At 72.7% G+C, this 16,641-nt stretch carries 17 protein-coding genes and 1 pseudogene; 12 read left to right on the top strand and 6 right to left on the bottom strand.

Going from position 1 to position 16,641, the window contains the following annotated elements:
- Positions 1 to 2: 2 nt before the first annotated feature.
- Positions 3 to 2,174 carry an acyl-CoA dehydrogenase gene (locus ACIGW4_RS23175; protein ID WP_399582651.1) on the bottom strand — a complete coding sequence of 724 codons (2,172 nt, stop codon included), beginning with the start codon at positions 2,172 to 2,174 and terminating at the stop codon, positions 3 to 5.
- Positions 2,175 to 2,341: 167 nt separating this feature from the next.
- Between ACIGW4_RS23175 and ACIGW4_RS23170 the strand changes: the two genes are divergently transcribed.
- From ACIGW4_RS23170 to ACIGW4_RS23150, 5 genes are all read left to right on the top strand, one after another.
- Positions 2,342 to 3,223 carry an NmrA/HSCARG family protein gene (locus ACIGW4_RS23170; RefSeq protein ID WP_399582609.1) on the top strand — a complete coding sequence of 294 codons (882 nt, stop codon included), beginning with the start codon at positions 2,342 to 2,344 and terminating at the stop codon, positions 3,221 to 3,223.
- A gap of 222 nt (positions 3,224 to 3,445) precedes the next feature.
- On the top strand, positions 3,446 to 4,030 hold the full coding sequence (locus ACIGW4_RS23165; protein ID WP_399582608.1) for a hypothetical protein: 585 nt from the start codon (positions 3,446 to 3,448) through the stop codon (positions 4,028 to 4,030).
- A 139-nt stretch (positions 4,031 to 4,169) separates the two neighbouring features.
- A complete protein-coding gene (locus tag ACIGW4_RS23160; RefSeq protein ID WP_399582607.1) occupies positions 4,170 to 4,937 on the top strand; it encodes a hypothetical protein in 768 nt (255 codons plus the stop codon).
- 186 nt (positions 4,938 to 5,123) lie between these two features.
- Positions 5,124 to 5,528: a DUF4259 domain-containing protein gene (locus tag ACIGW4_RS23155; protein ID WP_123451800.1), complete on the top strand. Its 405-nt coding sequence runs from the start codon at positions 5,124 to 5,126 to the stop codon at positions 5,526 to 5,528.
- Between the two features lie 116 nt (positions 5,529 to 5,644).
- Positions 5,645 to 6,466, top strand: a complete 822-nt coding sequence (locus ACIGW4_RS23150; RefSeq protein ID WP_398710821.1) for a hypothetical protein — start codon at positions 5,645 to 5,647, stop codon at positions 6,464 to 6,466.
- Here ACIGW4_RS23150 and ACIGW4_RS23145 read toward each other — a convergent pair.
- From ACIGW4_RS23145 to ACIGW4_RS23135, 3 genes are read right to left on the bottom strand one after another with little or no spacing between them, the layout of a single operon-like run.
- The gene (locus ACIGW4_RS23145; RefSeq protein ID WP_359589966.1) at positions 6,453 to 6,851 is read right to left on the bottom strand and encodes a hypothetical protein; all 399 of its coding nucleotides are present in this window, start codon (positions 6,849 to 6,851) and stop codon (positions 6,453 to 6,455) included. The two genes, ACIGW4_RS23150 and ACIGW4_RS23145, sit on opposite strands and share 14 nt — an antisense overlap.
- 20 nt (positions 6,852 to 6,871) lie before the next feature.
- Positions 6,872 to 7,081: a DUF397 domain-containing protein gene (locus ACIGW4_RS23140; protein WP_123451804.1), complete on the bottom strand. Its 210-nt coding sequence runs from the start codon at positions 7,079 to 7,081 to the stop codon at positions 6,872 to 6,874.
- Positions 7,041 to 7,889 carry a helix-turn-helix transcriptional regulator gene (locus tag ACIGW4_RS23135; protein WP_123457295.1) on the bottom strand — a complete coding sequence of 283 codons (849 nt, stop codon included), beginning with the start codon at positions 7,887 to 7,889 and terminating at the stop codon, positions 7,041 to 7,043. The genes ACIGW4_RS23140 and ACIGW4_RS23135 overlap by 41 nt, the downstream gene beginning before the upstream one ends.
- Positions 7,890 to 7,973: 84 nt before the next feature.
- On the opposite strand from ACIGW4_RS23135, the gene ACIGW4_RS23130 reads away from it, so the two are divergent.
- Positions 7,974 to 8,381: an ATP-binding protein gene (locus ACIGW4_RS23130; RefSeq protein ID WP_399582605.1), complete on the top strand. Its 408-nt coding sequence runs from the start codon at positions 7,974 to 7,976 to the stop codon at positions 8,379 to 8,381.
- A 46-nt stretch (positions 8,382 to 8,427) separates the two neighbouring features.
- The gene (locus tag ACIGW4_RS23125) at positions 8,428 to 9,057 is read left to right on the top strand and encodes a class I SAM-dependent methyltransferase (RefSeq protein WP_123451808.1); all 630 of its coding nucleotides are present in this window, start codon (positions 8,428 to 8,430) and stop codon (positions 9,055 to 9,057) included.
- A gap of 2 nt (positions 9,058 to 9,059) precedes the next feature.
- Here the strand turns inward: ACIGW4_RS23125 and ACIGW4_RS23120 are convergent, their stop codons facing one another.
- Positions 9,060 to 10,655, bottom strand: a complete 1,596-nt coding sequence (locus tag ACIGW4_RS23120; RefSeq protein WP_399582603.1) for a hypothetical protein — start codon at positions 10,653 to 10,655, stop codon at positions 9,060 to 9,062.
- A 728-nt stretch (positions 10,656 to 11,383) separates the two neighbouring features.
- Between ACIGW4_RS23120 and ACIGW4_RS23115 the strand changes: the two genes are divergently transcribed.
- The 4 genes from ACIGW4_RS23115 (at position 11,384) to ACIGW4_RS23100 (ending at position 14,848) form a co-directional block, all read left to right on the top strand.
- Positions 11,384 to 12,310 (top strand): N-acetylmuramoyl-L-alanine amidase, encoded by a 927-nt coding sequence (locus tag ACIGW4_RS23115; protein WP_123451809.1) that lies wholly within the window; start codon positions 11,384 to 11,386, stop codon positions 12,308 to 12,310.
- Positions 12,311 to 12,415: 105 nt separating this feature from the next.
- Positions 12,416 to 13,273 (top strand): hypothetical protein, encoded by an 858-nt coding sequence (locus ACIGW4_RS23110; protein WP_399582649.1) that lies wholly within the window; start codon positions 12,416 to 12,418, stop codon positions 13,271 to 13,273.
- A gap of 108 nt (positions 13,274 to 13,381) precedes the next feature.
- Complete coding sequence (locus ACIGW4_RS23105) at positions 13,382 to 14,392, top strand: LLM class F420-dependent oxidoreductase (RefSeq protein WP_399582601.1); 1,011 nt, start codon at positions 13,382 to 13,384, stop codon at positions 14,390 to 14,392.
- Positions 14,393 to 14,437: 45 nt separating this feature from the next.
- A complete protein-coding gene (locus ACIGW4_RS23100) occupies positions 14,438 to 14,848 on the top strand; it encodes a transposase (protein WP_399582599.1) in 411 nt (136 codons plus the stop codon).
- Positions 14,849 to 14,878: 30 nt separating this feature from the next.
- Here ACIGW4_RS23100 and ACIGW4_RS23095 read toward each other — a convergent pair whose 3' ends face one another.
- Complete coding sequence (locus ACIGW4_RS23095) at positions 14,879 to 15,592, bottom strand: hypothetical protein (protein WP_399582597.1); 714 nt, start codon at positions 15,590 to 15,592, stop codon at positions 14,879 to 14,881.
- Positions 15,593 to 15,793: 201 nt separating this feature from the next.
- Between ACIGW4_RS23095 and ACIGW4_RS23090 the strand changes: the two are divergent.
- A pseudogene (locus tag ACIGW4_RS23090) lies at positions 15,794 to 16,390 on the top strand (transposase family protein); the annotation flags it as partial.
- Between the last annotated feature and the right edge of the window lie 251 nt (positions 16,391 to 16,641).

Genomic DNA, 16,641 nt, shown 5'->3' with positions numbered 1-16,641 from the left:
CCTCAGTCCCTCGGCAGGCCGAGCAGGCGCTCGGCGACGACGTTGAGCTGTACCTGGGTGGTGCCGCCCGCGATGGTGAGACAGCGGGACATGAGCAGTCCGTGGACGGCCCGTTCGCCGGGGCCCTCGCGCACGGCGCCCTCGGGGCCGAGGAGTTCGAGGGTGAGTTCGGCGAGCCTCTGCTGGTGGAGGGTCTGGACGAGTTTGCGGACGCTGGCGCCCGCGCCGGGTTCGAGTCCGGACACCTGGAGCAGGGTGGTGCGCAGGCCGATGCACGCGAGCGCGTGCGCCTCGGCGAGCAGGGCCCCGATCCGTACGCGTACGGAACTGTCGACCCGGTCCGCCCGCGCGATGAGCGCTTCGAGGCCGGTGTCGAAGGCGACCTGGTCGGCCATGTGGACGCGCTCGTTGCCGAGGGTGTTGCGGGCGACCCTCCAGCCGTCGTTCACCTCGCCGACGACGGCGTCGGCGGGGAGGAGGACGTCGTCGAACCAGACCTCGTTGAAGAGGGAGTCCCCGGTGATCTCCTTGAGCGGCCGGACGTCGATCCCGGGCGTGTTGCGCATGTCGACCAGGAAGTAGGTGAGCCCCTGGTGCTTGGGGGCGGCGGGGTCGGTGCGGGCGAGCAGGATGCCGTGGTGGGCCCACTGGGCGGCGCTCGTCCACACCTTCTGCCCGTTGATCCGCCAGCGCCCGTCCTCCGTCCGTTCCGCGCGCGTACGGAGGGAGGCGAGGTCGGAACCCGCGCCGGGCTCGGAGAAGAGCTGGCACCAGAGGCGTTCGCCGCGCAGGGTCGGGCCGAGGTGCTCGGCCTGCTGCTCCGGGGTGCCGTGGGCGAGCAGGGACGGCACCACCCAGGTGGCGATGCCGAGCCCGGCGACGGTGATCCCGGCCTCGTCCAGCTCCCGCTGCACGGCGAGCTGCTGGAGGGGGCCCGCGCCGAGCCCGTACGGCTCCGGGAGGTGCGGGGCCGCGTAGCCGGTGGGGGCGAGGGCGCGCCGGGCGGCGGCCGGGTCGAGCCCGACGGCGGGGGCGACGGCCTCGCGGGCCGCGCGGCGGTACGCGTCGGCCTCGGGCGGCAGGTCGAGGCGGAGGCCGCGCCGGACGCCGGCGGTGGCGTGCCGGAGGGCGGCGAGCCGGTGGTGGTCGCCGGTGCCGAGGAGCTGGCGGGCGACGAGGGCGCGGCGCAGCAACAGGTGGGCGTCGTGCTCCCAGGTGAAGCCGGTGCCGCCGAGGATCTGGATGCAGTCCTTGGCGCAGGTGTAGGCGGCGTCGAGGGCGGTGGCGGCGGCGAGGGCGGCGGTGAGGGAGCGGGCTCCCTCCTGACCGTCCTGGCCGGCGCGGGCCGCGTCCCAGGTGAGGGCGCGGGCCTGTTCGAGCCGGACGAGCATGTCGGCGCAGAGGTGCTTGACGCCCTGGAACCGCCCGATGGGACGGCCGAACTGCTCGCGGGTGCGGGCGTGTTCGGCGGCGGTCTCGACGGCGCGGGCGGCGGTGCCGCAGGCGTCGGCGGCGAAGAGGACGGCGGCGAGGTCCTGGACGAGGGCGGTGTCGAGGTCCAGGGCGCGCGCGGCGGGCACGTGGGCGGCACGGGCGGTGATCTCGGCGGTGGGCCGGGTCGGGTCGGCGCTCTCGTGGGGCCGGACGGCGAGGCCTTCTCCGTCGGCGGCGAGCCAGACGGAGCCGTCGGCGGTGGCGGCCCTGAGGAGGACCAGGTCGGCCTGGGCGCCGCCGAGGACGGGGGGCGCGGTGCCGTCGAGGAGGTATCCGCCCGCGGTGCGGACGGCGGTGAGGGTGCCGGTGCCGCCGAGGGCGACGGCCCCGATCCGCTCGCCCCGCGCGAGCGCGCCCGCGGTCCCGTGCCGCCCGCACCGGTGGAGGAGTTCGGCGGCGAGCACGGAGGGCAGGTAGGGCCCGGGCAGCAGGGCCCGCGCCGCCTCCTCCACGACGACGGCGAGGTCCCCGAGACCGCCGCCCCCGCCGCCGTGCTCCTCGGGGAGGTGCGGCCCGAGGAGCCCCTGCTCGGCGGCGGCGTCCCAGTAGGAGGGCCGTCCGGTGGCGGTGTCGGGGACGTCCAGGTGCTTGCGGACTTCCCCGGGGGGTACGGCGCGGGCGAGCCAGCCCCGGACGGATCGGGCGAGCTCCCGCTGTTCGTGCGTGATGGCGATGCCCATGGTGGTGCCCATGCTGATGCCCATGCGCGGCAGACTAGAACACGTTTCATTCTGACGGAAGGTCAGAAACTTGATTCGGGGAAACCTGTGTAGCGCAGAGAAAGCGGGGTAGAGTCTTCTTCGTCACACAGAGATTGCATTACGCAGCAAGAACCCCAGGGGGACCCATGCTCACCGTCGCCGTCACCGGAGCCACCGGAACCCAGGGCGGAGCCACCGCCCGCAGCCTGCTCGCCGCGGGCCACCGGGTGCGCGCCCTCACCCGTCGCCCCGAATCGCCCGCCGCCGAGACCCTTCGGGCCCTCGGCGCCGAGGTGCGGTACGCCGACTTCGACGACCGCTCCTCGCTCGACGCCGCCCTCGCGGGCGCCGACTCCCTCTTCGCCGTCACCGCCTTCGAGGGGGCCGGCGCCGAGGCCGAGATCCGGCAGGGCAGGGCCCTGGTGGACGCGGCGACGACCGCCCGTCTCGGACACGTCGTCCTCACCTCCGTCGCCCACGCCGACCGCGGCACCGGCGTGCCGCACTACGAGAGCAAGCGGGCGGTCGAGGACCACCTCCGCGCCTCCGGCACCCCCTGGACGGTGATCGGCCCGGCGGCCTTCATGGACAACTACGCCGGCGGCTGGACCGCCGACGGACTGCGCGGGGGAACCTTCGCCTGGCCGATGCCGGCCGACCGCCCCCTCGCCCTCGTCTCCTCACGGGACATCGGCGCGTTCGCCGCGCTCGCCCTCGGGCGCCGGGAGGACTTCGCGGGCCGGCGCATCGACATCGCCTCCGACGAGCGCACCCCCGGGGAGATGGCCTGCGCACTCGCCACCGCGACCGGCCGCCCGATCTCCTACGAGGAGATCCCACTCGCCCATGTGCGCACCCGCTCCGCGGACCTGGCCGCGATGTTCTCGTACTTCACCACGACCGGGCTCGACGTCGACGTCGCCGGGCTGCGCCGCGAGTTCCCGGAGGTCGGCTGGCAGAGCTTCGACGACTGGGCCCGGGCGCAGGACTGGCCGTCGATACTGACGCCGGAGCCCTCCCACCCCTGACAGCCCTCATCACCGCCCGGAGGGTCCCGGACGGCGCCCGCCGCCTGACCGAGGTCGCCCCCCACGTGGCCGCGTTCCGCATCCACTCCGTCGAGGGCATCTCCCCGGAGGAGTACGGGACGGCCGTCCACGTCCTGGAGCGCGTGATCGAGAAGCTCGAAGGCCCCGGACCCTGACGCCGCACACACTGGGAGACTGGGCCGGACACAGGAGGGGGACATCATGGGCGGGAGTCTGACGGCACTGCTGATCGCGGTGGTCGGCGTGGCGGGAACGCTGGGAGCCGCACTGCTGACGCAGAACCGCGCGGACCGCACGAAGCGCATGGAGCTCCAGGCCGCCGCCGAACAGCGGCGCGAGGAACGCGCCCACGCGGAGGAACAGCTCCGGGCGGAGCGGGAACGGCAGAAGCAGAGCGAGAGCCTGGAGCGCCGACGGACCTGCTACATCACGCTGAACACCGCCTCGCGGCAGTACGTGACGGCGATGACCAACCACGTCCACGCGATACGACGCGGCGAGGACGGCGTCGTCTCCCTGGAGAACCTGGAGGCCGCCAGAGCGGCCTATCGGGACAGCTACGCGGAAGCCCAGATGATCGTCCCGAACGCGGTGGCGCGGGCGTCCGGCGCGGCGAAGCACCGTCTGAACGAGGCCTACGGAAAGCTCAGGAAGTACGCGGCGGCCCCCTCCACGTACGCGGCCGAACTGGCAGCCATGGAACCGGAACTCCACGAGGAGGTCTGGCCCGCCGTGACGGCGATGAGGGTGGCGATGCGCCTCGACCTCGGCATCAATGACGACTGAAGGCCAGGGGACCTGCCGCGATCGCCGGAGACCTGAACGACCGGCGAGGCCGTCGGTGCCGTCGACGGCAACGCTCGGCTGGAGTCGGGATCTTCGGCCGGCGGAAGCCGCCCGGAGTCCCCGCGAGGCCGTGCCTGCCATGACGAACGTCGACGACTCCCCCGCACGACTCCGGCTCGACCGCGCCCTGGACCACCTGTCCGCCGTCCTCCGGGGCATGACCGCCCACGAGGACGAGGTCCAGTGCGACTGCCACTGGGGCGGCGAAGAAGAACTCGCGCGGCTGAAGGCCCCGGACGTCGAGCTCGACCCCGACCTTCTGCGCCGCACCTGGACCGCACCCGACTGGAGTGATCACGGCGCGGTGCTGCGCCGCGTCCTGCCACAGCTCGCCCGGGCGCTGGTGGGCGGCTCGGGGGAGCCCGTGTCGGGCATGGCCGAGGTGGGAGCCTCGTTCGCCCGCGGCCGCTGGCAGGAGTGGCCAGCGCCCCAGGCCGCGGCGGTGGAGGAGTTCCTGCACGCCTGGTGGGCCCACGCCCTCACCGACCCGGAGCCCGCCGTCCCCGTCCACGGGCTCCTCGCCCTGTGCACCGAGGCATCCGCCACGCCCGGCCCGTGGCTCGCGGTCTGGGAGGGGCTCGACGACGAGGTCGCCGACCGGCATCTGGCCGAGACCGCCGGCCACTGGGAGTACGACCTGCTGGACGACCGGCTGCCCTGGAACGGGTGGCGGCTCGACGACGAGGAGGCCGTACGCTCCGAGCTCGCCGCCTGGCTGGTCCGGCACGTCCCCGCACGGCTCCGGGCCCGGGACGGTCACGAGGAACTGCTCCACCGGGTAAGGCTCCTGGGTCTGACCGGCCCCGCGCGCTGGGAGGACCCGCACTGGCCGGACCGGCGCTCCTGAGCGGGCCGCCCCCGGACACGCGCGGTGCGGGTCAGGTGTGCACCGGCTTCAGCTGCTCCGTGTCGCGTCCCGCACCGCCCCTCCCGGCAGCCCGGACGAGCCTGGACCGGCGGGCGAGGGGCGTTGTCAGTGGTACCTGCCACGCTGTCGGGACAGGTGAGCGACAGCAGAGAGCGAGCACGCGCCATGGGTACGTGGGACATCGGCCCCTTCGACAACGACACCGCCGCGGACTTCTCGTACCGGGTGGACGAGGCCCCGGAGGAGAAGAAGGCGGAGGTGCTGCGTGCGTCCTTCCGCGAGGTGATCGAGACCGGCGGCGAGTACCTGGACTCGGACGTGGCCGTGGAGGCGATCGCATCGGCGGCGCTCGTCGCGGCCCAGTGCCCGGGCGGGGAGCCGGTCACGACCTCGTACGGCCCGAAGAAGCCCCTGCCGGCGCTTCCGGCCGAGCTGCGCCCGGCGGCCGTCGAAGCCCTGGACCGGGTCCTCACCGAGCCGTCCGAACTCCTGGAGCTCTGGGAGGAGTCGGACGGGGAGGAGTGGAAGGCGGGGGTCCTGAGACTCCGGACGGTTCTCTCGGGAGCCTGACCCGCGGATCGGGCGCGGAGCCCTTCACGTACACCGCCGCACCGGGCCTTCTCGGCAGACCACCGTCGGGGTCGCCTCTGCGGACGGGAAGTCCGGCCAGGGGCTACGCTCCCGCCATGTCGAGCATCCGTGCGGTGATCCTGGACCATCGGCGGGCCGATGGCCTGCCTCCGTACGAGCGGCCCCGTCCCGGCGCGCCGCTCGCCCGCCGGGACGGGATCGCCGTCCACGGCCGGACCTGTGCGGTCACCGGCGTCGGCGCCGACGGCCGCACCCTGTGGACACACTCCTTCTCCGGGCGGCCGAACGCGGCGCACGTCTCGGGCGACCGGGTCCTCGTCACCACCGACTCGCTGGAGTACACGGCGTGGGGCCACCTCGGCCCGGCGCTCCTCCTCGACCTCGCCGACGGACGGTTGGTCGCCGAGCTGCGCGGGGCGCGCGGGGCGGCACGCGGCGGCGGCCGGTTCCTGCTGGGCCTGGAGGGCTACGGCGTCTTCGAGACGCTGGAGTACGACCGCGACGGCGACGAGACCGACCGGTGGCCCTCGTACGGGCACTACGTCGTCGGCAGCGGCGTCCGGGTCGTGGAGGCGGACCGGAACACCCCGACGAGGAACCGGGTCGTACGGCTCCTGCCCGGCGGCGTCGTCACGCCCGGCCCCCGACTGTCCGACCCACAGCCGCCGAAGCCGGTCGTCCTCCCGGACGGGACCGTGCTGGTGCTCGACGGCGGGGTGCTCCGGGCGGTGGGGCGGGACCTCGGCACGACCGTCCTCGCGAAGCTGAAGAACGCAGGCGACGGCCGGGCGATACGAACCCTGCACCAGGACCAGGAGGGCAGGATCGTCGCGAGCATCGCGGAGCCGCACGCGACCGACCCGGCGAAGTACACGGTCGAGACCTGGACCCTCCGCCTGTCCCCTACCGGCGCCTGAACCGGAGGACGACCGCGGCGACGGTCGCGGAGACGGCGGTGACGGCCAGGACGAGGAGTCCCGGGTTCACCCACCACGGGACGACCTCCTCGCCCTGACAGACCAGGCTGACGGGCAGGGCGCTGCTGGAGTCCGGGGTGACCTTCGCCCCCGCGTTGAACCAGCACGCGTCCTCCGGGAAGAGGAACGGCAGGTACGACAGCCCGTACACGTGCAGGGCCCCGCCCGCGAGGAGGGCGAGCCCGGCGATCCACGCGGCCTTCTTCGCGGAGGTACGGCGGGGCCGGGGCGGCGGGGGCAGTGCGGCGTTCTCCCGGCGGGCCCGTACCAGCCCCACGTACGTGATCCCCGCCCATGCCGGCAGGACGAGGGCGAGGATCACCATCCCCACGAGGGTCGCCACGATCAGCCGCCGACGCGCCCCTCGGCGGCGGCGTTCACGAAGGCCGTGAAGGCGGCGGGGGTGGCGAGGAAGGCGGGGCCTTCGGGGTTCTTGGAGTCGCGGATCGCGATGTGGGCGGTGAGGTCGGCGATCTCGATGCAGTTGCCGCCGGTGTCGCCGCTGTACGAAGACTTACGCCAGTGCGCGCCCGTCAGGTTCTGGTTGGTCCCCATAGTGTTCCTCCATCACGCGGGCGATCAGTGCGGCCGAGTCCTCCACCGAGAGGGCGGCTGCTTGCAGGTGATCGTAACGGAGCGAGCCCTCCCTGAAAGCGGCCGAATTGGCAGTCATGTGCCCCTGCACGAAGTCTTCGGTGTAGACCAGATCGGGGTCGTCCTCGAAGCGCAGCAGATTGAACTCGCCCATCAGTCCGGCATGCGCCCCGGCGCCGAAAGGCAGGATCTGAACCTTGACCCACTCCTGGTCCTGTATGCGCAACAGATGGGCGAGTTGGGCTCGCATGACCCTCCGGCCGCCGATCTCCTGGCGCAGCACCGCCTCACTCAGGACCACCCAGATCAACGGCGGCGTCTCGCGTTTCAGGATCCGCTGCCGCTCGATGCGGGCGGCGACCTTGGCGTCGAGGTCTCCCTCGGTCCGGGCGCCCAGGACCGCCCGCGCATACTCGGGCGTCTGAAGCAGGCCCACGACCAACTGGGGCTGGAACGACGAGATGTACGTCGCCCGCGCCTCCATCTCCGCGTACGCCTGGAACCACGTCGGCAGCTGGCTCCGTAGAACCAACCCCACCAACCGAGTGAACATCCCACCTGTCATCAGTGCGGCATCAAGGCGTTCCGAAAACTCCCTGGTCGGGACCTTTCTTGCCGTCTCGATCTGGCCTACCAGCGAGCCAGTACAGAAGAGGATCTTGCCCAGCTGCGGCTGATTGAGGCCGGCCTCCTCCCTCAGGCGACGCAGTTCCGAACCGTAGTAGTCCAGCGGCGAGGCGCTCGGATCCAGGTTGCGGATGTTGACCACGGCGAGGTCACCCCCAAGCAGACGCACCCAGGCGTTGTGTTCGGCCCGTAGCCGAGCGTAACGAAACCGCTCCACCCTGGTGGCATGAATCATGCAACTGACCTCTATCCCCCGGCACTTGCCACCAGCTACCGCATGGGGTTCACCATCGGTGAGCACTCCGCCGGGCACATGCGTCGCATCCTGCGCATGTTCCTCACGCGTTGGGAGCTCGACCACCTCGCCGACCCGGCGACGCTCGCGCTCACCGAGCTCGTCGCGAACGTCGTGCGGCACGTGCCGGGCCGGCGGTGTTCCGTGCTGATGCTGCGGGAGCCGTACGGGCTGCGGGTGGAGGTCGCGGACGGCGTGCCCGGCACGGTGTACGCCAAAGCCGCCGGACTCCTGGACGAGGACGGCCGGGGGCTTTCGCTGGTGGAGGCCGTGACGGACCGGTGGGGGGTCGAGGAACGGGCCGACGGGAAGACGGTGTGGTTCGCGTGCGACGCGTAGGGCAACATGGGCGCCCGTACCCGCGTACCCGCCAGTAGGAGTGACCATGTCCGAGCCCTCGCCCGAGATCCTCGCCGCCTTCGAGGCCGCCAAGGGCTTCATGCCCGTCGGGGAGGGGCTGGCGCTGTACGGGGCCGCCGCCGAGGCCGCGAAGCTCGGGCTGCCGCTCCTGGAGGTCGGGACGTACTGCGGGCGGTCGACGATCCTGCTCGCCGACGTCGCCCGGCAGGCGGGGACGGTCGCGGTGACCGTGGACCACCACCGGGGCAGCGAGGAGCAGCAGCCGGGCTGGGAGTACCACGACGCGAGCGTCGTCGACCCGGAGGTGGGGGTCATGGACACCCTGCCGACCTTCCGCCGGACCCTGCGCAAGGCGGGCCTGGAGGAGCACGTGATCGCCGTCGTCGGACGGTCGCCGCAGGTCGCGAAGGTGTGGGGCGGGCAGCTCGGCTTCGTCTTCATCGACGGCGGGCACACCGACGAGCACGCCACGAACGACTACGAGGGCTGGGCCCCCAAGGTCGCCCCCGGGGGCCTGCTCGTCATCCACGACGTCTTCCCGAACCCGGAGGACGGCGGCCAGGCGCCGTACCGGATCTATCTGCGGGCGCTCGAGTCGGGTGACTTCGACGAGGTCTCCGTCACCGACTCGCTGCGGGTGCTGCGCCGTCGCTGACGTCAGAACAGAGACGTCACGTACAGGCAGTTCGTGTAGCTGTAGCCCTCTTCGATCTTCGTCCTGCTCGACTTGGTGTCTCCGGCGGACGAGGGGCCGGTGGCCGCCCGCTTCTGGAGGAAGTGGTAGTCGCCGGCGGGCAGCAGCAGGGTCGCCTTCGGGTACTTCGAGGACGGCCCCGTGCACGCCTTGATCTTCGGGGCGTTCACGTACAGCGGGGTCTTGTACTTCGTGCAGGTCCCGCACGCCTTGAGGGTGACCTTGCCGGTCATCGGGCCCGTGTAGAGCAGTTCCACCTCGCCGGGGCCGTCGTTGCTCACCACCATGACCATCCGGGCACCGCCGGGGACGTCGGCCGGCGGCAGGCTCTTCCCGGCCTCCGGCTCCTCCTCGGCGATCTCGGCGGCGATGGCGATCGAGCGGGCGTGGGCGGCCTTCGGGCTGTTCGGGTACGCCTTGGCGTAGTCCGTCATGGCCGTGGCCGCCTCGCTGAACTCCTTGTCCCTGAAGTGGTCGGTCCCGCAGGCGAAGTCGCCCTTCTGGACGCCGTCCGCCGCCTCCTTCGACGCGCCTTCGAGGGACGGGGCCGGCATGTTGTCGAGGGAGGAGACCAGGGCGCGCAGCTGGGCGGTGGCGTCGCAGGGCTCGGTGCCGGCGAGTGCGGTCGTCCGGGTCCTGATCGCCGCCCGGACGGCCGGTTCGACGCGGGTCGCCTGGGTGGACTCCGGGAAGGTGTCGAGGAGCGCGTTGAGGCTGTCGCTCGCCGGCGGGTTCGCCGTCTGCACGCCGAGCGCCTCCGTGCCGCACCGGTAGAGCGACTCGGCCAGCGGCTCGTCGGTCTTGGCCGGGCGGGAGCCGAGCAGCCCCTTGTCCACGGTGGAGGGCAGCTCCCGCAGGTGCGTGAGCGGGGGGACGGCCGCGCAGTACTGCTTCTTCCCGTACGGGGCGGAGAGCGTCCTGTAGTACGCGTCGAGGCGGTCGGGGACGAGCTTCCCGGCCCGCGAGCCCGCGTGCTTCGTGCCGAGGTCCGCATAGGTGTCGAGCGCCTTGCGGAGTGTCGGCTCGGCCTTGTCGAAGGGGAGGCCGTCGGCCTCCTTCACCAGCGCGTCGGCCGCCGCGAGCCGTTCGAGCAGCGCCTGCTCCTTCGCCTCGTCGCGGGCCGCGCCGTACGCGAGGGAGCCGCCGGCGGGCACGGCGAGCAGCACGAGCGCGAGCGGCAGCGCCAGGCGCCGGAAGGAGGCGCCGATCCGGAGCCTGGCGCGCAGCCCGCGCCGGGCGCCGTCGGCGGCGACGGCGAGGAGGAAGGCGCCGTAACCGGCGAGGAGGCCCGTGGGCACGCCGTCGACGTCGGCGGGGAGCGCGGCCACGAGCAGGCCGGCGGTGGCGAGCCAGCAGAGCGCGGCGCCGATCCAGTTCCGCAGCAGGACGTAGCCGAGGCCGAGGCAGGAGAGGTTGAGCAGGCCGATCACGGCGGCCTGGGCCGGGTTCGCCTCGCCGGGCGGCTGCGCGGGGCCGGGCGCCGGGGGCGGGCCGTACCCGGGCGGTCCGTACCCCGGCGGCGGTCCGAAGCCGGGCGGGGCGCCGGGCGGCGGCGGCACGGTCCCGGCCCCCGCCCAGCCGGGCACGGTCGGGGGGCCGGGCGGAGTGGCGGGCGGGGAGGCGGGCGGAGTGGCACCCGCGCCCTCCGGCCGCGCCCCCTCAGCCCCGGACGCGGCCCCGGCTGGCGTCCCGAAGGCGAGCGTGGGCGATCCCGCCCCCGCGCCGGGGGCTGCGCCGGGGACACCTGGGGCCGCCGAAGCGTCGCGAGCCGCCGGAGCCGGGGCCTCGTGGGTCTCCGAGGCGCCGGAGGCCGCCGGGCCCGGAGCCGGAGCCGACGGCGCCGGTGCCGCAGGGGCCGGAGCGGCCCAGGGCGGTGCGTCCGAAGGAGCGCCGGAGGGCGCTCCGGCAGGCGCGACCGAAGGAGTACCGGAAGCCGCTCCCCCGGCAGGCGCGACCGGAGGAGTACCGGAAGCCGCTCCTCCGGCCGACGCCCCCGAAGGGCCGTCGGAAGCCGCTCCCGACGGCGTCCCCGGCGCCTCCCCGCTCCCCTTGATCAACCAGTCGCCGCCCGGAGGTCTGTCGTTCGGTTCGGGACGTGCGTCGTTCGGTTCTTCCCCCACCACGGTTCCCCCCTCGTGGGTCCGGTGCGCGGCAGCACCCCACCGCCGCCTCATTCCACCTACCCTTCACGGTTCGCCCACACGCGTCCACCGTTCCGTGACGACGGTGACCAACCTGCTACGCACCCCTGCGGCGTTTCGCCCCGCGCAGGGCCTAAAGTCGCGGGGTGCCGTACGACCACCGGAAGACCGCCCGCCGTACTCTCGCCCTCGCCCTCGCCGCCGCGGGCTGCTGCGCCGCGCTCGCCGGGTGCGCGGCCTCCCAGGCCTCACCCCCGAACGGGAAGGCCCAGGGAACCCAAGGAACGCAGGGAACCCAGGCGACCCGGGGCGAGAGCGGGACGCAGTCCCGCCCGCCGTTCGCCGCGCCCTCCGCTCCCCGGGCCACCCGCTCGCCGCTGCCCGCCTCCCAGGCGAGCCGTTCACTCGCCGGGAGGACCGTCGTCATCGACCCCGGCCACAACTCCGGCAATTTCGACCATTCCGCCGAAATCAACAAGAAGGTCGACATCGGGACCACTCGGAAGGAGTGCGACACCACCGGCACCTCCACCGACGCCGGTTACACCGAGGCCTCCTTCACCCTCGACGTCTCCCACCGCCTGCGGGACCTCCTCACCGCGCGCGGCGCCAAGGTGGTCCTCACCCACGACGGCGACCGCCCCTGGGGCCCCTGCATCGACGAGCGGGCCAGGATCGGCAACGCCGCCCGTGCCGACGCCGTCGTCTCCGTCCACGGGGACGGTACGGCCGTGGGCAACCGCGGCTTCCATGTGATCCTTCCCGCAAAGGTGCGGGCGGGCTCCGCGGACACCGCGAGGATCGTCGCCCCCTCCCGCGCCCTCGGCGAGCGGATCGTGGAGCGCTTCGCACGCGCCACCGGGACCTCGCCCGCCAACTACATCGGTTCCGGTACGGGGTTGGACGTACGGGACGACCTCGGCGGCCTCAATCTCTCGACCGTCCCCAAGGTCTTCGTCGAATGCGGCAATATGCGTGACCCGAAGGACGCCCAGTTGTTCACGTCGTCGACGTGGCGGCAGAAGGCGGCCCAGGGACTGGCGGACGGCATCGCCACCTACCTCCAGGGGTAGGACCGACGGGCGATAGATTCGCTCCGTACGATGGGGCCGCCCCCTGTCATGAACCTGAGCGCCACCCCCGACGCGACGACCGACGACCCGACGAAGGACTCTTACGTGAATATCCGCTCCCTCACCCGAGGCGACGGCGTGCTGATCGGTGCAGCGGTGCTGCTGTTCATCGCCTCGTTCCTCGATGTCTCCGGCTGCAACGTCAGCGCCGACATCTGCGACAAGGTCCCCACCACGAACTCGTGGGAGATCTCGCAGCTCGGCTGGGGTTCCTTCTTCCTCGGCATCGCCGGCGCCGCCCTCGTCGTCGTCTCCCGCTCCCTGCCGCAGCCGCGCAAGGTGGTCGGCCTGGAGCTCGGCCAGGTCGGCGCCGCGTTCACCGTCGCGTCCGCCTGGACCCTGCTCATGTGGATCTTCGAGGTGGAGAACGCCGGCGCCGGCCTGATCCTCGGCCTCATCGCCGCCCTGGCCCTGGCCGGCGCCGCCGTCGCCGGTCCGATGGTCCCCGCCCTCAAGGCCCCGCTCGTCGGCGCCCCCAAGCCGCAGACCCCCTCGCCGTACGGCATGCAGCACGGCCAGCCGGGTCAGCCGGGCGTCCCCGGCGGCTACGGCTACCCGGGTGCGCAGCAGCCGCCGTACGGCGGGCCGCAGGACCCCTCGCAGGGTGCGGGCCAGCCGTTCGGCGCGCAGGCCGTCGCCCCGCAGCCGCAGGCCGCGCAGCAGCCCGAGCCGCAGGCGGCCGCTCCGGCCGCGCAGCCGGCCTCGGACTTCGCGCCGTTCTGGTTCGCGGTCCCGGTCGCGCGTCCGCTGTACGCGGAGGACGGCTCGCAGGCGCCGATCGCCGAGCTGGCCCCGGGTACCTGGTACCTGGCGGTCGAGCAGCGCGGTCCGGGCCTGGTGGCCCAGACGCAGGACGGCCGTCGCGGTGTCCTCCAGGACACGACCGGCATCCAGCGCGGCTGACTCCTCCTTCCCAGCGGCCCCCCGACCGGAATCCCTTCCGGTCGGGGGGCCGTTGCCGTACAGTCCCCGCATCGCACGAACTGACGGAGCGTCAGAAAGGATGCGGGCATGCGACTCGGACTCGCCCTCGGCTACTGGGGCCGCGGCCCCTCCCCCGACCGCCTCGACCTCGCCCGCGAGGCCGAGCGGCTCGGCTACGACTCCGTGTGGACCGCCGAGGCCTGGGGCTCCGACGCCTTCACCGCGCTGACCTGGATCGCCGCCCACACCAGCCGCATCCGACTGGGCACCGCCGTCGCGCAGATGGCCGCCCGCGCCCCCACCACCACCGCGATGCACGCCCTCACGCTCGACCACCTCTCCGGCGGGCGCGTGCTGCTCGGGCTCGGCCTGTCCGGGCCGCAGGTCGTCGAGGGCTGGTACGGGCGCCCCTTCCCCCGCTCCCCGCTGACCGCGACCCGCGAGTACGTGGACGTGGTCCGCCAGGTGCTGCGCCGCGAGGCCCCCGTCCGGCTCGACGGACGCCACCACTCCCACCCGTACAACGGCCCGGACGGCACCGGCCTCGGCAAGGCCCTCAAGCCGATCACCCATCCGCTGCGCGCCGACGTCCCCGTCCTGCTCGGCGCCGAGGGCCCCAGGAACATCGCGCAGACCCTCGCCATCGCCGACGGCTGGCTGCCCCTCTACTGGACGCCCGAGCGCTGGGCCGAGGTGTACGCCCTGCCGGCGACACTCCCCGAGGGCTTCCTCGTCGCCCCCATGGTCCGGGCGCGGCTCTGCGAGGACGTGGCGGAGGGGCTGCTCCCGGTCAAGGCGATGCTCGGCTTCTACATCGGCGGCATGGGGCACGCGGCCCGCAACTTCCACGCCGACCTGATGGGACGCATGGGGTACGAGAAGGAGGCCCGCCGCATCCAGGAGCTGTTCGCTGCGGGCCGGCGCGAGGAGGCCGTGCTCACCGTGCCGGACGCCTTCGCGGACGAGATCTCGCTCGTCGGCCCCCGGCGGCGGATCGCCGGACGCCTGGAGACATGGCGGCGGGGCCCGGTGACGGACCTGCTGGTCACCTCACCGGACCCCGCCACGCTCCGCCTGCTCGCGGAGCTCAACGGGTAGGGGGCGCATCGGAAGTGGATCTTGAGCTGTGAATGATCACGGTGCATGGGTCGGGGAGATCTCACCGACGAGCCGTGGGCGGCGCTGGAACCGCTGTCGCCGAAGGGTGCCGAGGCGGGGCGGCCACCGGCCCGGCCTCGGCGGCAGCGGATCGACGGTATGCGGTTCGGTGTCCGGACCGGGGTTCCGTGGCGGGACGTTCCCGTCGACTACGGCCCGTGGAACCGGGTCTGCGACCTTTTCCGCCGGTCCGGCCCACTACCGCGAGCGCCACGCGGTCGAGCGCGGGATCAACCGCCTCAAACGCCACCGTGCCGTCGCCACCAGGCACGAGAAACTCGCCGTCCGCTACGAGGAGACCGACCTCATCGCGGCCGTCAACGAGTGGCTGTGACCGGTGAACCCGCGCCGGCGGGGTGTCTGGCAGATCATGTTGGGTCTGCCTGCTTCACGTGATCTCGGTCTTCCCTCAGCCAAGCGTCCCGCTTACCCTCGGACGGATTCGGTGCGAAGCGATCTGCCTGCTCCCGGCAGAGTGAGGCGGCTTCCATGCCTGGATGGATGGACTTGGCATACACCACGGTCGGCGGTGTCGTCGGTGCCGCGGTGACCAACCACCTCTCCATGAACCAGGAGCGTCGACAGCTGCGCGCAGCGGTCATGCAGCGACTTCTTCGCGTCGCAGCGGTGCGCGACAGGGTAGGCGACATCGTGCCGAGCCGAAGGGCGAGTCCGTCGCGGTACTTGGTCGGGGAACGACTGCTCGCCACGACGCGTTTTGGCGTCACGGCGGTCCTGGAGGACGGCTGCGACGCCGAGCACGCCCAGCGGGAAGCGATCTCGGAACTTGTGGTGGCCGCACTCTCGGCCGGCATACCGCGCAGGGTCCTGGACTTCGCCGGAGGCGGTGAGGAACGTGCCCTGCAATGCGAGGTCATCAGACTGATCGATCTCCGCCTCGGCGGTGTCCTGGGTGACTCCCTCGAAGAACTCATGACGCGGTGTGAGGAATATCGGCAGGCGACAGCCCGACACCTGCTCCGGGCGCTGTGGCACCCATGGCAGACGCGGTTGCGGATGCGCGCACGCCTTCGCGCGTTGCGTCACGATGCCGACGCGCTCCATCGCAGACAAGAAGCGGCGATATCCGTCCTGGCTCAGCTGGAGCACATCGATGCCCTCGCCGAGCGACTCGGTCACCCGTCAGATCAAGACCCGCAACACAGCAACACCCCAGGACCCGCGGCATAGAGAGTGGCGCTTGGCATCGATCAGAACCGTTGCACCACGTCGCTCCAGACACTTTCGGCACACGGCCCAGCGGCGCCGGCAACGAGCTGGTGTGTGATTGCGGTGGAGGGGCGGCCGGGCGGGGGTGGGACGATCCAGCCTGTGGTGATCATGGTCGACCGGCACGTCCTCGCGCATCAGCTGTTCACAGGGATCTCCCGGCAGCATCTGGCTTGCCTGGTCGAGGAGTTGGCCGACCCGTGACAGGCTGCCGTGGAGGGTCGTCGTCACAAAGCACGCGGCGAGGCCAGGCAGCGCGGGGCGGGGACCGGTACCCGGCATCGGCTGGTATTCGTCGACCGGCTGGTCGTCACGCCGCTCCATCTGCGGCTGCGGACCCTGGCGGATGTGTTCGCCTACGCCCGGGCCGAAGGCGTCGAGCTGCGTCTGGACGCCACCGAGGTCCAGGTCCGCCGACCCGTGGCCGGCCGAGGCGGACGCCGGGCGTTCGCCTCGGGCACAAGGAAACAGAACACCATGAAGGCCACCGTCATCGCCGACCACCAAAGCCGCACGCTCTGGACCGATGCCCTGCGACCAGGGCGGATGCACGATGCGACCGCTGCCTGCAACGAAGGCATCGGGATCTGTTTCCAGCACTTCCCGGACGTGGAAGTGCTTCTGGACGACGGCTGCCCCGGGCTCCGGCGCGACCATCCCGGCCAGCAGGCACTCATGCCTCCACCCCGATCACACACGAGCTCGTTGTGCGAGGGCTGACGTGTTCGGCCGGGGAGTCCTCGCCCCCTTGACGGCAGCTGCGTCAGTCGGGCCAGGGGGCGAGGAGGCATGGGTCAGAGGGTGACCATCAGCGTGCCGCCGTCGAAGTAGGTGCCCATGTTCTTGCGCACCGAGACCTCGCCGGTGCCGATCACGTGGACGTACATGTCGGCCTTGCCGTCGCCGGTGGTGTCACCGAAGCGGAGTCGTCCCATGTCGCTGCCGGTGACGAAGCGTCC

Origin of the sequence: Streptomyces sp. NPDC053513 (genome assembly GCF_044544765.1) — a bacterium.
Classification (GTDB): domain Bacteria; phylum Actinomycetota; class Actinomycetes; order Streptomycetales; family Streptomycetaceae; genus Streptomyces; species Streptomyces litmocidini.
The sequence above is the reverse complement of the archived record's forward strand: the minus strand, read 5'-3'. Positions and strand labels throughout refer to the sequence as shown.